Annotated in this window: 7 protein-coding genes; all 7 read left to right on the forward strand. The window is 43.4% G+C overall.

Going from position 1 to position 16,978, the window contains the following annotated elements; all coding sequences use genetic code 11:
• Positions 1–82: 82 nt before the first annotated feature.
• Positions 83–1,546, forward strand: a complete 1,464-nt coding sequence (locus H6679_00230; GenBank protein ID MCB9492682.1) for an AAA family ATPase — start codon at positions 83–85, stop codon at positions 1,544–1,546.
• Positions 1,547–1,618: 72 nt separating this feature from the next.
• Complete coding sequence (locus tag H6679_00235; GenBank protein MCB9492683.1) at positions 1,619–2,887, forward strand: hypothetical protein; 1,269 nt, start codon at positions 1,619–1,621, stop codon at positions 2,885–2,887.
• On the forward strand, positions 2,884–4,341 hold the full coding sequence (locus tag H6679_00240; protein ID MCB9492684.1) for an AAA family ATPase: 1,458 nt from the start codon (positions 2,884–2,886) through the stop codon (positions 4,339–4,341). The genes H6679_00235 and H6679_00240 overlap by 4 nt, the downstream gene beginning before the upstream one ends.
• A 115-nt stretch (positions 4,342–4,456) precedes the next feature.
• A complete protein-coding gene (locus tag H6679_00245; protein MCB9492685.1) occupies positions 4,457–5,065 on the forward strand; it encodes a hypothetical protein in 609 nt (202 codons plus the stop codon).
• 148 nt (positions 5,066–5,213) lie between these two features.
• Entirely contained in the window at positions 5,214–5,489 is a 276-nt protein-coding gene (locus tag H6679_00250; GenBank protein MCB9492686.1) for a hypothetical protein, read from the forward strand.
• Between the two features lie 368 nt (positions 5,490–5,857).
• Positions 5,858–6,808, forward strand: a complete 951-nt coding sequence (locus H6679_00255) for a hypothetical protein (GenBank protein MCB9492687.1) — start codon at positions 5,858–5,860, stop codon at positions 6,806–6,808.
• Between the two features lie 261 nt (positions 6,809–7,069).
• Entirely contained in the window at positions 7,070–16,978 is a 9,909-nt protein-coding gene (locus tag H6679_00260) for an ankyrin repeat domain-containing protein (protein MCB9492688.1), read from the forward strand.

Here is a 16,978-nt window from a genome sequence, read left to right on the forward strand (position 1 = left end):
CGCACAATGGCTCGATAGGCAACGTATATTTAAGATCTACTAATCAATTTAATGTATAAAATATATAAAATAGAGAAATCGTATGAATATAAAAAAAACAATTTTGTTTAGTATACTTTGTGCAGTCGCCTTTACCGGTACAACATCAGTTGTTGGCTTTGAAAGAATCCCGGACTCAGTTTGGCAAGTGCGTCTCAAAACGAAAGAAGAGTTTGTCAAAGAATATCACTTAAAAGTGTTAGAGCTTTCAAAAAAGCAAAATCGCACAGATGCAGAAGAAGTCGAACTGGCAAGCGCAAAAAGAATGCACGAACACTACGAAGACGAGGTCAAACAATACAAAAAAATTGCAGCAAGCGGTATGGACGACGATCTCGAGCGGGACAGAAGAAGGGCTCAAAATCAAGATGCTGCTGATGCATTTGCTGACAAATACTTTAGAACAGACAATTTACTTAAAACCGGCGCTCTTATCACCATGACCGGGGGTGGCCTATTTTTGCTCTACCACCTATCAAAGTTCGTCAATCACTACCTAGAAACAAAGCTTGGCAAACCAAAGTTGGTTAGAGAAACTTCCATGCACAGCCAGAGCGTATGGAGCATGATTGCAAAAACTTTTGGCTATGAAATGGCCATTACACCAGACAAGCTCTACACGTTTGACAATATCATCTTCCCCCCAAATCTTTTCAAAACACTTAAATCATTTGCAGACATGACCAAAACAAAGCATGAAGTTGATCTACCCTACCAAAACCTGCTTCTGTACGGACCGCCTGGTACAGGTAAAACATTGTTTGCAAAAACATTAGCATACTATGCAAATGTTGACTACGCCCTGGTAAAAGGTCCTGACTTTTTTCAATTTGAAGAAGGCCAAGACATTCTCGAATTTAACAACCTGATGGACTGGGCTGAACAAAGCGAGCGTGGCATGATTATTTTTATCGACGAAGCAGATGCTGTGTATGGCAGCCGAACGGCTGGAAACCACAGAGAGCGTCGTCTAGTTGAAGCATTTTTGTCTCGCGTTGAAAAGGGGCACAAAAAATTTATGTTTGTGTTTGCGACCAATCACCCAAGCAGCCTTGATGAGGCAGTACTTGACCGTATTCATCAAAAAATACCGGTGGCGCTACCTGGAGAAAGTGAGCGCCTGAGAATGCTTAAACTCTACATCAAGCAGTATTTGAGAGAAGATGTACGCCAGATTTTGATTGAAGGCAAACGCCAAGAATGCGGACTTAACGTCTCACGTAAGATAAACGACGAGTTCTTACAAGGCATTGCCCAACAGTTGGAAGGCTTTTCTGGCCGTAACATTAACGATCTTGTCGATGATGTTAGGTCACATGCTTATGCCACAACGCACAAGAGTGTTACCCCAGAACTGTTCAGCTTGGTCACTAAAGAACGCATTAGGCAACATCAGTCCAAACAAAATTGGGAAACAAAGCCAGAATATTTTGATCCAGACAAGCTCAACGAGCTGGGCATAACCCCAGAGCAAGCAGCTGAACCAACAGCAGCCCCAGCTGCATAAACAACAAGCTTTTGATGAGGGTGGAACTAATGAATGCCACCCCCAAAATCCCTTAAAACCAAACACCCCCGTATGGTTACAAAAAAAAGAAACGTTTTTCTAACACTCCTTTTTTGTCTTTTTTTATGCCTCAAGCCAATTCATTGCAGTGATGAAACTATTTCTGCATACGACATAGAGTCAGTCGATACAGATAATCTTGATCGAGAAATAGCACGTCTTACGCACGAACTCAACACAGCAGACTACAAGCAAAAACTTGAAGACAGCATCTGTGGCAGTCAGCAGCAAAGTTTTAACAACACCATCCTGGCAAGCAAAACTTTTGACGATGGCAAAACCCGCTTAACCCTTGCACTCAAAAACAGTGATCTCATCCTTGGTAGTTTTTTGTTTGCTGAACTAGCTTTTTCATGGCTTGTACAGCAACAGTTTACGCAAATCATGCAACAGCAGCTGATCACCAAACTCATAGCCTTACCCAATGAACTTGAAACTGATCTTGAACACCTTGCTGAGTTACAAACAACAGAAGGCAATGATGAAACCAAAAACCATGTAACTGAGAAACTAGCGACATATTTTTTGCCTGAGTTCTACTCAAAAGAGTATGCTTACACGATTGGCGCAAGCATTGCAAACACACTTTCACTTCGCCTCTCTCAGATATGGCATGACAATTTTCTGCTTACACGAAGCAGCAAGGCGGAACATCTTGGCTGGGTGGCGTTTTTATCTGTTATCCAAGCAGCAATAAAAAGAGCCGACCTAAAAAAAGAAAATCTACAAGAGAGCATTCGCTTTGTTGCACCGGCTCTCATGCCCCACATTCAGGAACTTGATAGTGTTCATATCTCGTGTTTTGACCTCCTGCAAATACTCTGTCCCGTACAACTCACGCCCACCAACACCATGGTCAGACTTTGTGAACTGCTTAACAGCAAGCTCTGCCCAGAAGACAGCCTATTGCAAGTTTTTAATAGCACGTTTGTTAAAGATATGATTCAAACGTGTGGTTTTGTGTGGTCAATCCAGACACAAAATAAACAAAGTGTTCAACGCTTTATCCAAGATATAACGCAAAATTATCCCACCTATCAAGGGCTTTTAAAAATAATTCATACCAAAAATGCACCTACCAAAGCATTGGCGTTACATGAACTTTCCCACATCGTTGAAAAAACCCTAAATAAGCCGTTTTTTGCTTTACTTGACCAACAAAACAGAACCGCCTCCCTAGGCAAAGTTCTCGTCCTTGGACCAATAACACTGATCTTAATTCTTCCAATTGTTATAAAAATGATACCAGCAATTACATCATACCTGAGGCAACTAACATGAAAAAAATGACGCTCACGATTCTTATATTTTTTAGTCCTTGTCTTGCCAGTGAAGGAACCATCCAAACGTTGCTTCGCGGCTATACTGATATGGTCACAAGAAAAATAGAACAAAAAAAAGAATATCAAAAAAAAATAGAGGATCTCGAAAAAAAAGGTAATGCTGATAAAGAACTTGACCAAGCAAGAGAGGAGCTACAAATCATCTCAAACTGGTTGGTACACTGTGACGAAACAGTCATGCAAAATGGCACCAAGTACCTTGAAAACCAAATAGGTATAAGCGAAAAAAAGATTGAAGGTGATATCCGAATCAAGGAAGCTGTGGCAACGCAGCGAGAAAAAAGTAGAGAATCACTAGAATTTTATAAACTATTGCTTAAACCTAAAAGCCTGGGCAAAATATCGCTTTTTGCCAGTCTGTTAGGTGGCAGTTTGATCAGTGCCTACTTCGCGAGCAAATTTTTACATACATACCTTGAAACACAGATTGGTAGGCCAAAACTCATACGTGACTCATCCATCTACCAGCACACAATCTGGAGCATGCTCAAAAAAACATTTGGCGTTGAAGTTGAGCAAGTCAGGGATGCCATTTTCTCGTTCGATAATCTCATTCTTCCCCAACAACTTACGCACCAGTTAAGGCATTTTGCACAAATCACCAAGAACAAACATCTTTTAGGCCTGCCTTACCAGCACATCATGCTTCACGGCAAACCTGGAACAGGCAAAACTATGTTTGCACGGATTTTATCCTACTTTTCAGGCATGGACTATGCCATTATGTCTGGCGCCGATTTTGCACAGTTTAAAAACGGCGAAGATATTGCTGAACTTCACAATTTATTTGACTGGGCCGAACAAAGCAAAAATGGCCTCATCATTTTTATAGACGAGGCAGACGCGGTGTTTAGAAACAGAAAGTTTCTTGATAAACAGGGCATAAACTTAATTGACGCATTCCTATCTCGCACTAACGCAAGCTCCAAACACTTCATGCTGGTATTTGCAACAAATTACCCTGAAGACATTGACTATGCAGTTTCAAGCCGTATCAACAAAAAAATTAACATTCCACTCCCCGGTCATGACGAGCTTGTACGTATGCTCGAGCTCTACATACAAAAATATTTACGCGACGATATCCGTGTTGTTGCCACGGAAGGACAAGAAGTAGAATTTGCCTTGACTATTGACGCTGGTATTGATCATGAATTTATCGTACAAACGGCTAAGCTTATTGAGGGCTTTTCCGGTCGAGAGGTTGATCAATTTATCGATGAAATCAGATCAAATGCCTATGGGACTGATGATCTGACGGTAACAAAAGAACTCTTCATTGAAGCACTTTATGACAAGCTCTCACAACACAACGAAAGTATGGCTTGGCAAGAAAAAACAACACATATTCAATTGCCTAACATTTTACCATTAGCACCATCAGCAGCATAAATCTATTGTTTTTTTAAGACCCTCGTGGTACATTTTTTACATGAGGGTTCACACTCATAACATGGTTGCGTTCGGCACAAGGCACTGTTTATTTTTTCAGGAGGAGAGGAATATTATGAAAAAGAACAGAGTAATCTACTGCACACTTGCAATATCTGCATTAACAAACATTAATACCCATGCAAACATGTTTTCCAATATCCGGGAGCAAATCAATCAAGAATTTGACCGAATTGAAACGCTTATCGAATCAGAACTTAATGCCCTAGAGCAACGATCTATCGTCCCCGAACGAGAAAAAACTATATCTCTGGCTGCTTACAAACCGCAAGAGCAATGGGATCAGGACCAATCAAATCTGACGATCAGCATCCCACTCCCAGGCTTCAAGCAAAAAGATATTTCAGTTACCATCAGTGAAACGCTTGAAAATGAAACAGTAACCAAACGTACCCTTGACGTATTAGCTAAGGGTAAGGTAATAACCCAAAAGCACGCGATTTCCAACAAAGACGGACACACCACGCAAACCCATGCAGAACACCATGTCTCCGCGAAAACTTCTTTCTTGACCAGTGATGGACGCTTACAAAAAATTTGCTACACAGACGGCAATGTACAGCTTAATCTTCAGCTCCCAGAAGGTATAAACACCCAGGGGTATGAGATGTCTTTTGAAAACGAACAACTAACGTTGCTATTTAAAAACATCAACAATACCTAAACCAAGCCATAAATAAGCTCTACATTCTGTACAAATCATTGCTTTTTAAATACCAAATTGTGTAGTCTAAAGCCATAACAAGACTTAGGCCAAACAATTTTTCACTCACTTACCAGTAACCCTCAGCCTTTCAAAAAAGGAGTATCTCATGCAGAAACTACGCGGAACGTTTATGGCACTACTCGCAGCACTAAGCCTTTGCTCACCCCTAGCGGTACGAGCAGAAGCTACAAATGATGAACTTATGGATAAACTTGAAGAAATGCACAATGATATAAAAGAGATCCGTAATCATCAACAAGAAATGAAGAAAAAATGGGAAGAGAAAAAGGAAAAGTGGAAAGACAAAAAGGGCAAACACCACAAGGCTAAAGGTAAGGGCAAACACCGCAAAGGCAAGGGCAAAGGCGGATCCTCAGACTAAAAACCGACCACTCATTCTCAAAATTGGTATAAGCCTCAGGGAAATCTCTGGGGCTTATTTTTATTGGTACCCTCCCCTCATCTCTGTTATTTACCGTATTCGGGAACCAAATACGCCCATTTTATTTAAATTTCTTATTGAAATTATTGACTTTAGGGTCTGAAGGTATGGTAAAGTCTTATTAGAGCAGTAGAAACTATGTAAAAAGGTAAAGGAAAATAACGATAGGAGGGCTTTATTATTTAAATACTATTTATTACTAAATGTTAATAAATAGGGGGAGAATAATAACCTCCTGCCGTTTCTGGAAAATTAACGTTTTAGAAAAGAAGTATATTAAAATCCCAAAATAATAAGGGGGGAACCTTATGAAAAACGTACGCAACATTATAACACTACTCGCAAGCCTTGTGCTTTTTGCAGGCAGCGGGCTCAGCGCAGCAGAAGCAGTCACTAAGGCTGACTTTGATGCACTTGCCAGCCAAGTACAAAGCCTTGAAAGCATCATTGAAAAATACCATAAAGAAGTAGAAGGCTTTGCAAAAACTTTTGAGTCACAACTGACTGACTTTAACGAAAGCGTCGATGAACTCCAAAAAACTGCAAGCAACATTGAAACTCAGGTCGATGAAGTTCAAAAAGCTGCTTCAGAAATCGAAGCTGCACCATCTTCAGCACCAGCAGCGGCCCCAACTCCTGAAACACCTGCAACCGCTGAAACACCTGTAGTTCCTGAAACACCTGCTGAAGCTGAGAAAAAAGAAGCTGCAGCCAAAGAAGAACAAGAGGAAGAAACTGGCCGTGGTCGCAGACGTACTAGCAGACGCGGAGAACGCGCAAGCAGCCGTGGCGAAGCCGGAGCAAGCGCACGCGCTAGTTCTCGCGGCAGCCGAAGAGGTGCTCGCGGCGAAGCTGGCGAAGCAACTGGACGCGCTAGCAGAGGCGGTCGTGGCAGACGCGGTGGTGAAGAAGCTGGTAAAACTGAACGTGCCGGCCGTGGCAGCAGAGGCGGTCGTGGCGCAGCTCGCGGTGAAAGCGCACGCGGTAGCCGAAGAGGTGCTCGCGGTGGTGACGCTGGCGAAGCAACTGGACGCGCTAGCAGAGGCGGCAGAAGCGCACGCGGTGGAAGCGCACGCGGTGAAAGCGCACGCGGTAGCAGACGTGGCGGACGTGGTGAACGTGGTGGCGACAGCGGCAGAACTGCTCGTGGCAGCAGAAGCAGCGGACGTGGCAGCAGAACCAGAACTCGCGGCGCAGCAGCAGAACCAGCAGAAGAAGCCGAAACAAAAGAAGCTACAGATATGCCTGACGAACTATAATTTAGATTTAAAAAGCTACACTTGAAACACACTCTCTACACTCAGAACGGAGGTCGGTAATTTCTATCGACCTCCGTTCTGTTTTTTGTATTGGCATAATCTCGACTTTAATCGGTAATTTATTTCTAGATAAGTTCTTTAACACACCTTCCCCAAGCAACATAAACAGTCAAACACTTGACCATATGGCAGCATCTTTTGCTAAGGTGCAGAAAACAATCTGAAACAAAATTAAGTGTTTATCTATATAAGGGGAAATGTATGCTTCACACAGGACAAAAAACAAGGTTCTCAAGCATCCTTCTTTTGCTTTTTGGTTTTCTTTACCTACCCACAACAGTTTTTGCCCAAGAAGAACTTAACGAAAATCTTTTGACGGCTGTTGTTCGCCAGAGACTGAGCGGGGTCCAACAGGCGCTACGCGCTGGCGCTGACGTTAACGCGTCAAACAGAATTGGCTCTGCACTCGTTAATGCAGCATTTTTGGGCGGTGATGATATTGTTTTAGAATTGCTTAATGCGGGGGCTAACGCAAGCGCGGCAGAAAGCGGTACCAACATTAGTGTGCTCGCACATGCTTTTACCGCAGTACTACCTGTCAGTACTCTTGAACGTATTTTACAAGCAGGCGCTGATGTTAACATGCAAAATACCATCAACGGATCATCGGTCATGCACTTGGTGATGAGATACGGTCAAAACTACTACGGTGATAATAAAGATGCAGTTTTAACCGCAATTCTTGCACAAAACCCCAACCTCAACATTTTTGATAACCAAGGAAAGACCCCACTACATATTGCCTTTGAAAACGAAAACGCTGGAGATTTTGCAACATTGATCAGTAACGGTGCCGACGTTAATGCTAAAGCTCAAACGGGCCAATCAGTACGCGAATTATACGATGCACTCATACAACAAGGCAGTACAACCCTAACCCCTAGCACACAACAATTTCTAAAGGCAATCGCCCAAGATATGACACGTCAGGCACCTGGCAGACCACAAAAAACTCCAGAAGAATTAAGTCAGGACTTGCTAACTGCTATCAATGTAGGAGATCTTAATCTTGTTCGACAAGCACTTGATGATGGCGCTGATGTCCAAACAAGTGATCGTTTTGGCTCTGCACTTTTTAATGCTATTCTTTCACCAAACCGTTCAGACAACATCATCACTGAAATCATCAACCGAGGTGCCGATACCAATGCGCGCCGCCCTCGCTCTGAAGAGTCTGCTTTAATGCTCAGCCTACTTGAGGGAATTTCTATTGATATAATCAGACTTTTACTCGCTAACGGTGCTGATGTCAACTACCAACAATCACGCTTCTTCAAAGAAACTGCCCTACACATTGCTGCAAACTACCCTCAACTCAATATTTACCCAAATAATAATCAAGAAATAATTCAACTGTTGCTCAATAATAATGCAAACCCCAATGTTTTTGACCGATCAAAAAGTAGCCCACTACACATTGCTTTCTACAACCGAGACATACAAACATTCTCGCTTTTAATGAACAATGGGGCTAATCTTGACGCCAAAGCCGAACGTGGCTTATCAGTACGCGAATTATACCAAGACCTCGTTGCCCAGGCACCTGCAGACGCTAACACACAGAGCTTTTTAAAAGCTATTGCTCAACATTTTCCATCACCAAGAACCCCTGAAGAACTTAGCCAGGATTTGCTGCAGGCAATTGAAGATGGCAACCTTTCAGACCTCAGACAAGCCCTCAATGCTGGTGCAAACATTGAAACAGCAGACTCAGATGGCACTGCACTACTTAATGCGATTACTTCCCCAAATATGTCACCAGACATCATCGCCGAACTTGTCAATCGAAACGCAAACGTCAGAGCAGTTGTCCCTCACACGCAAGAGTCTGCACTCATGCTTGCGCTCCTTGAAGGGCTGCCTCTGGCAACCATCAGGCTGCTCGTAGAAAATGATGCTGACCCCAACTATCAACAACCAAGTTTTTACCGCGAAACAGCCTTGCATATCATTGCAAACCATGAACAACTCAACATTTATCCAAATGATAATAATGCTGTGCTTCAGCTTTTACTCGATAACGGTGCAAACCCCAACGTCTTTGACCGCTCCAATAGCACCCCACTGCACATCGCCTTTTACAACCGAAGTGCTCAAACTTTTTCCGCGTTGGTAACTGGCGGTGCCGACCTTGACCAAAAAGCTGGACGTAACTTGTCAGTACGTGAGTTGTATCAAGACCTTGTTGCACAAGGCCCAAGACGACCTCAAGAGCAAGGATTTTTAAAGGCTATTGCATCACACTTCCAGGCACAAGCACCTCAGGCTGTCCAAAAAACACAAGCTGAACTTGATCAGGCACTGCTTGATGCCATCAATGCTGTAAATATTAATGATGTCAGACAAGCACTTAGTGATGGCGCAAATATTGAGGCAAAACGTAATGACATGCCTGCTCTTTACTACGCCGTCAGCATTGCACGCAGCAAATTCCAAAACAACCAAGACCACACGGGCATGGATGCAATCATCAGTGAACTGATAACGCGCGGTGCAGACGTTGATGCAATGGAGCGTGGCTCTGGTTATTCAGAACCATACTTAATGAAAGTCGACGACAGTTACGGAATCGTCCGAGAAGGCCCTATTGGTGCCGCTCCAAGCACACTCGCCCTATTGCTTAATCGGACCACAATAATCAACACATTCTTTCAAGGTTCATTCTTAATCAATTTCGTTCGAAAAAATGAAACCCTTTATACCTCCGCCCAAATCGAACAAATTTATGATCTCATTTTTGCTTCAAGCGTTAGTCCAGCGGCCAGCCTCAACCTTTCTGATAACTCTGGCATAACAGCACTGCATCAGGCCTTTAGAAACAGAAGCGTAATTAACGTCAGAAAACTAATAGAAAAAGGTGCCGACATTAACTACGCTGTAGGCCAAGGAAGAATTCCACCAGTACTTGATCTTTACAACCAAGACCGTCAAAGCACTGACCCTGCTGTGCAGACATTTATCAAAGCTGTTGCACAGTACTTCCCTGCTCCACAAAGAACTCAAGCCGAGGTTAACAAAGAGCTTCTTGATGCTATCACACGCAATGACTTAAACACAGTGACAGACCTATTTGCAGGAACACCCGCTCCAGAAACCGAAACAACCAACAATGTTGGAACTGCCCTTGCCAACGCCGTTACACAGGCGGTAGCTCGCAATGAACAAGGCAGATCTGTTGCTACTCTCAATCAAATAATTCAGCTCCTTATAGACAATCGTGCTAACGTCAATGCAGTTCACCCAACATCACAAAAATCTATTTTCCTGCTGGCATTTGGTGCACCTGAAAGCACGCTTAAAAAACTTGTAGATGCTGGTGCCGATGTTAGTTATCAAAAACCCCAACGACCTGGCAACACCTTTCTGCACGAGCTCGTTAAACGTGGAGTTGTCCAATATTCCTTCTACGACTTTCCTCTCATCACCGATCGTCCAAACAGAGCAAACGTTAAAGCATTTTATGAAACTGAACTTGGTAAGGTGTATAAACTTCTTTTTGATAACAACGTTAATGTCAATGTCCAGAATCAAAACACTCCGCCTGAGACTCCGCTATCAATAGCCATCGATAGACGCTCACCACTTATTTTTGAAGAGCTTTTAGCCTATGGAGGCCAAGTTGGCCAAGTAGAACGTGACCTGTATGATGAATATCGTCGGGATGGCATTGCAACATCGTTTTTAGATATGATTGCATCACACTTCCCTGCCCCGCAAGACGCTCCAACAGGCTGGCATGTTGATAATGGGCGAGCAATGTACAATGACGTTGACGCCACAGGCCTTGCACCTGGTTTTGCAAGAATAGAAGTAGCAAGCGATGGAAGAGTTTGGGGACAAGGCACTGATAGCAGAATTTATGCTCGGCTTGGCATCACCTCAAGTAGTCCACAAGGCACTCGTTGGCACGAGGTTGGTCGCAACATTGATGCTAACTCACTTGTCATTAAAACGGTAGGTGGTGATGAAGTATTTGGAGCCACACACAATAACACCAACATCGTAGCTGAAGCAGGAAAAAATATGCAGCCGGGGTGGACTGAAGAAAGTAATTACAAAAATACCTCTAGCTTTACATATCCACCGGTAACATACATCACAGAGAGCAAAACAGGTCCTTATCGCTGGCAGCTGACCACCAATGATCGAAGCGTTATCGCCTTTACCTCTGACCAAATGGCATGCAGAGTTAATCTTGCTACAGACGCATATAATACGGAAAATCGTTATGAAATTTTCCTGAATACCTACTATCTAAATAGATATGTAAACATCATAATGAAGTATACCGCTGGACGAGGTTCACCTGAGCAACTTATGATGACCGACAGCAATCCGAACTCATCAGGCCCCCACAATCTCTGGATAGCACCGATCGTTTCAAATAATACGCTTCAACTTATCATTGGCCAAGGTAATAACCCAGGCGATAGTAATGAAATCATTGCACGCGTTACTGACGATAATAATCCTCACACCAATGCTCGCTATTTTGCCCTTACTGGTGAAGTAAATTCTCAGCCAACACGATTTACAAATATCAGGCAAGTTACAACAACAAGCCCATTAGACTTCTCTCCGGTAGTACCAGCAGGCCCAGATGAACTTTTCAACGCTATTGATGCAGGAGATCTTGCAGCAGTTAGACAAGCGCTTGATAGAGGTGTCGATATTGAGGCAAAGCGTAATGGCACCCCTGCACTTTACTACGCAGTAAACATCGCTCGCGATAAGTTCCAAAATAATCAACCATACAATGATGTGGAAAACATTATTCGAGAATTACTCAGTCAAGGAGCTGATCCCGATGCTGTTGATAATGCCTCCTCAGGTATAAGAGAGCCATTTATTGTCAAAACAACAGACTCAACTATAACTGTTGGGCTTCCTGGTGGTGTGCTTGGTGCTGCACCAAGCACTGTTGAGCTCCTGGTTGACGCCGTCAGCGATATTAATGTAACTGACTCTACAAATCAAAGAAATAGCTTCATGACAAATTTTATACAAAAAGGTGAAGATCTCTACACGCCTGCACAAATTCAGGAAATTTATAACATACTTTTCGACTCAAGTATTGTTAATCCCGCTCCTAGTCTTGAAATAACTGGTCGTTTTGGAAGAACAACACTTCTGCACACGGCTTTTTTCAACGGAAAAACCGTTCACTTTTTACAACTTATGAGTCATGGAGCCGATGTCAACGCCACAAATGCGCAAAACATGTCGGTCCTTGACTTGTACCGTGATTATCGCGTCCAGGGAAGAGAGACCGCTTTCTTAGATTCTATCGCCCAACACTTCCCCGCTCCACAAAGAACTCAAGCCGAGGTTAACAAAGAGCTTCTTGATGCTATCACACGCAATGACTTAAACACAGTGACAGACCTATTTGCAGGAACCCCCGCTCCAGAAACCGAAACAACTAACAATGTTGGAACTGCCCTTGCCAACGCCGTTGCACAGGCGGTAGCTCGCAATGAACAAGGCAGATCTGTTACTACTCTCAATCAAATAATTCAGCTCCTTATAGACAATCGTGCTAACGTCAATGCAGTTCACCCAACATCACAAAAATCTATTTTTCTGCTGGCATTTGGTGCACCTGAAAGTACGCTTAAAAAACTTGTAGATGCTGGTGCCGATGTTAGTTATCAACAACCCCAACGACCTGGCAACACCTTTCTGCACGAGCTCGTTAAACGTGGCGCCGTTCAATATTCATTCTCGGATCCATCACTGCTTAGCAACCCCACAAGTGACGCTAATCTTAAAGCATTTTACCAAACCGAGCTTGGCAAAATTTACAGACTTCTTTTTAGTAATAATGTTGCAATCAACACCCAAAACCAAAATACACCACCAGAGACGCCTCTTTCAATAGCTATAGAAAAAAGATCACCTCTCATTTTTGACGAACTTCTTGCTAATGGAGGGCAAATTGGACAAGTAGAACGTGACATGTATCAAGACTACCGCACCAACAACATATCAACAGCATTTCTTGATATTATTGCATCACACTTCCAGGCACAAGCACCTCAGACTGGCCAAAAAACACAAGCTGAACTTGATCAGGCACTGCTTGATGCCATCAATGCTGCAAATATTAATGATGTCAGACAAGCACTTAATGATGGCGCAAATATTGAGGCAAAACGTAATGATATGCCTGCTCTTTACTATGCCGTCAGCATTGCACGCAACAAATTCCAAAACAACCAAGACCACACGGGCATGGATGCAATCATCAGTGAACTGATAACGCGGGGTGCAGACGTTGATGCAATGGAGCGTGGCTCTGGTTATTCAGAACCATACTTAATGAAAGTCGACGACAGTTACGGAATCGTCCGAGAAGGCCCTATTGGTGCCGCTCCAAGCACACTCGCCCTATTGCTTAATCGGACCACAATAATCAACACATTCTTTCAAGGTTCATTCTTAATCAATTTCGTTCGAAAAAATGAAACCCTTTATACCTCCGCCCAAATCGAACAAATTTATGATCTCATTTTTGCTTCAAGCGTTAGTCCAGCAGCCGACTTCAACCTTTCTGGCATGTTCGGAAGAACAGCGCTTCATCAAGCCTTCACAGACAGAAGCGTAATAAACGTCAGAAAACTAATAGAAAAAGGTGCCGACATAAACTACGCACTTGGTCACGGCAGAGGTCTACCATCCGTACTTGATCTTTACAACCAAGACCGTCAAAGCACTGACCCTGTTGTGCAAGCATTTATTAAAGCTGTTGCTCAATATTTCCCAGCACCACCAAGAGCCCAAGCAGAACTTGATCGTGATCTAATCGGGGCATTACAACAAAATAATCTTACAGATGTCAGACAAGCATTTTCTGATGGCGCAACTATACAGGCAACCGATGGTGATGGTTCAGGTGTTGTTATCAATGCAATCAGAGGTATTGTTCTTAAAGTCATTAACAATGACGCTAGCGATAACCAAGTACTTCGAGAAGTTCTTGATCGTGGAGGCCGTCCTAATGAACTCGAAGCTGGTAGCAACTACTCACCACTCATGCGTGCTCTAGGCGCACCCGCTAGCACATTTCAAATACTCCTTGACGAACAAGCTAACATTGATTATCAACTCCCAGCTAGTGCAAGAAGCCAAGCAGGCATGAATATCATGCACATGATGTTTGAAGGCAGCGAATACTATGGCGATAGAGAGACAGATGAATTAGCTGTCTTTGATCTCCTTGTTGCTCGTGGTGCGCAAGTTAACGTTCTTAATGGCCGGGGCGAAACACCTCTGCACTTAGTGTTCAAGATGAATATGGATTTGTATCCTAACAGACGCCAAATAATTTTTGACAGACTTATCGCAGCTGGTGCCGACATTAATCTCAAAGCATCTGGCGGACAGTCCGTTGCTGATCTGTACAACGCTGACCGACAAGCCGGACGTAGAACAGATTTCTTAGACTCAATCGCGCAACATTTCCCTGCAAGCCGCGGCTCGAGGGGCGTCCCTGGAGGAGGTGGGCCACAAGCAGCTGCTAACTTTGCATGGACGGCAACCAACGGCAGTGGCTGGAGCTTAAGTGACGATGATGCGCCAACAGTCACTGACGTTCACAACACGCGCTATGACAAACTTGATGGAACAAGCCTTGACATAAGCGATTATGGAGGTGGCAATAAAAGAATTATTTATACAACAGATGCAGGTAATGACGTTGATCTGACTGACTCACGAAACAACCCTGGGCTGGTAAATTTATTTGTTATTACCGATACTGACACGTACGCAAAAAAAGTCTGGGGTCAAAATAATAAAGGACAGATTTTTGCTCGACATGGTATCACTCAATCTAATCCACAGGGTACCGGTTGGATCATGCTTGGCACCTTTGAACCAGGCTCCTTGCAAGTCAGAACGGTCAACGGTGATCAACTATTTAGTGCAAATTATGTTAGAGCATCACGTGCGGATTGGCGCTCACCTCTAGTACTTACACAAATTGCAAACCCTCCCGTCATCGTTGCCGAAACAGGACGATCAACACAAGCAGACTGGGTCGACATACAAACATATAAGAGTTCAAACGAAATAAAACTTTATCCAATAAAATACTGGCAAATAAGTAGTGATGCAGGACCCTACCGTGATGCTTGGCAAATACCTGCAACAGGTAGTCACCAAATAACGTTTACCTCAAATACACCTCGATGCTTGCTTCATTTTGTGGAAGAAAAATTTCAACTAAATAAACAATATCTGATCAGCTCACTTGGATATGGCCAAGACGCTGGAAACATAAGAAAACTAGACAGTGGTTACATAGACAATGACTTTACTGCAGACGTCAGACTCCACACCCCATCAGGACAAAACGAATATAAATTTTGGATTCAAATTTTGCGACAAAACAATTCGCTTGAAATTGTTTTTGGTCAAGGTGAAAATCCTGGAGACATCAATGAAGTAATCGGCCGTAGTACCGATAATAATCCACTCAATATTAGACACTTCTTCTTTGAAGGACCCACACCACTAACGAATGATATTTACCACTACACAAATATTGCCGTCGAACCTGTAACAACTCCTACACCGTCCACACAAACAACAGCTACAAACTTCGTTTGGACTGGAGCTGACGGTAGTGGTTGGAGACTTGGCGACACACTAGGATCAGACGGAGAACGAAACATTATATATCGTACTACCGCTGGCAACGAAATTGATGTTACCAATAATTTGGCAAGAATGGGCACAGGACTCAAAAGCCTATTTGTTGTTAATGATGGACAAACTGTCTGGGGGCAAAAAGCTGATGGTAAAATTTTTGCACGCTTTGATATAGCCAGTCAAAAACCTGAGGGTTCAGCATGGGGGGGACTGGGTGAACAGTTTGAGCCTGATTCTTTAGCGCGCGACACTATTAATGGTAACGATGTATTTGTTGCACGTTATAATGGCATCGATATGGTCGCAGAAGCTGGAACAAGTTTTCATCCTGGTTGGGTAGAACGAACAAACTATCAAAATCAAAATACAGTCACAGTATATCCAATCGGACACGTTTACAAAACAACCGAAGCTCCGTACCGCTGGCAACTTTCAACTCGAGCTAGAAGTTTTATAACATTTACGTCAAGTAGTCCACGATGCTTCGTCAGTTTTTGCGATCAACAGCAGGCAACCCTCACCAGATATCAAATAGACATAAACAGCTTTGAGCAAGGCGTAAACAAAATATACATTACCAAGACACGTGCACCGGGGCAAATACCAACATTTCTTGCCATTGTAGATGGAGGCAACACCCAACTGACTGGCCCGCAAAACTATTGGGCTGGAGCAATTGTAAAAAGAAACTCAGTCGAGCTCGTCGTCGGACAAGGCAATAATCCCGGCGATCCAAGCGAGGTAATTGCACATACAACTGATGATGACAATCCGTACACAAACGTCAGGTACATCTCATTTGGACTACCTCCACTTAGCACAACGCCGATAACCTTTAGTAATATTTCTGAATACATAAGCCCTCGCGCAATTAATTTTTCACAAACTGGCCCACTCAGCAGCTATACCTATCAACTGCCTGCTCCAGGCGAACGCCCAGGCTTTGCACCTTATCAATGGGAACTAACAGGCAATGTTGTAACGCTCTCTTTTGAAACAGATCAACCAAGCGTTCGAGTTAATCTTTCTCCAGACCAAACTGATGATCAAATATATCAAGTACAACTCCCTGGTGCAGGGCCTACCGATGCTGCAAGCATTATAAAATATGACGTTAATGCACCAAGTAATCCCGTCGCTATGTTATTTGGCCCCCGACAAGTAGGCCACATGACTCCAGCAGAAGTGTCTTCTGGAAATGCAAAATACTGGATACGAATTGCAAAAAGCTCCGGCAGCATAGACATTCGTGTTGGCAAGGGTGACGCTGGCCGTGGAGAATTTATGAGCGGTACCGATACTGACAACCCATTCGATGTAAACTGGGCTGCACTTGCCGGCTACGGGGCAAGGACAAACTTTACCAACATAGAACTTACTGAAATTACAAGAGGTAGAGGATCAACAGTCAGAGGCGGCATTCCACTAAGAGGTGGCACCCAACTCGGTATATAA

Source organism: Campylobacterota bacterium, assembly GCA_020633995.1.
Lineage (GTDB): Bacteria > Babelota > Babeliae > Babelales > RVW-14 > JACKCO01.

Excerpts from the sequence above, each read along its gene's own strand:
- H6679_00230 (MCB9492682.1), top strand. The coding sequence starts at position 83 with ATGAATATAAAAAAAACAATTTTGTTTAGTATACTTTGTGCAGTCGCC.
- H6679_00235 (MCB9492683.1), top strand. The coding sequence starts at position 1,619 with ATGGTTACAAAAAAAAGAAACGTTTTTCTAACACTCCTTTTTTGTCTT.
- H6679_00240 (MCB9492684.1), top strand. The coding sequence starts at position 2,884 with ATGAAAAAAATGACGCTCACGATTCTTATATTTTTTAGTCCTTGTCTT.
- H6679_00245 (MCB9492685.1), top strand. The coding sequence starts at position 4,457 with ATGAAAAAGAACAGAGTAATCTACTGCACACTTGCAATATCTGCATTA.
- H6679_00250 (MCB9492686.1), top strand. The coding sequence starts at position 5,214 with ATGCAGAAACTACGCGGAACGTTTATGGCACTACTCGCAGCACTAAGC.
- H6679_00255 (MCB9492687.1), top strand. The coding sequence starts at position 5,858 with ATGAAAAACGTACGCAACATTATAACACTACTCGCAAGCCTTGTGCTT.
- H6679_00260 (MCB9492688.1), top strand. The coding sequence starts at position 7,070 with ATGCTTCACACAGGACAAAAAACAAGGTTCTCAAGCATCCTTCTTTTG.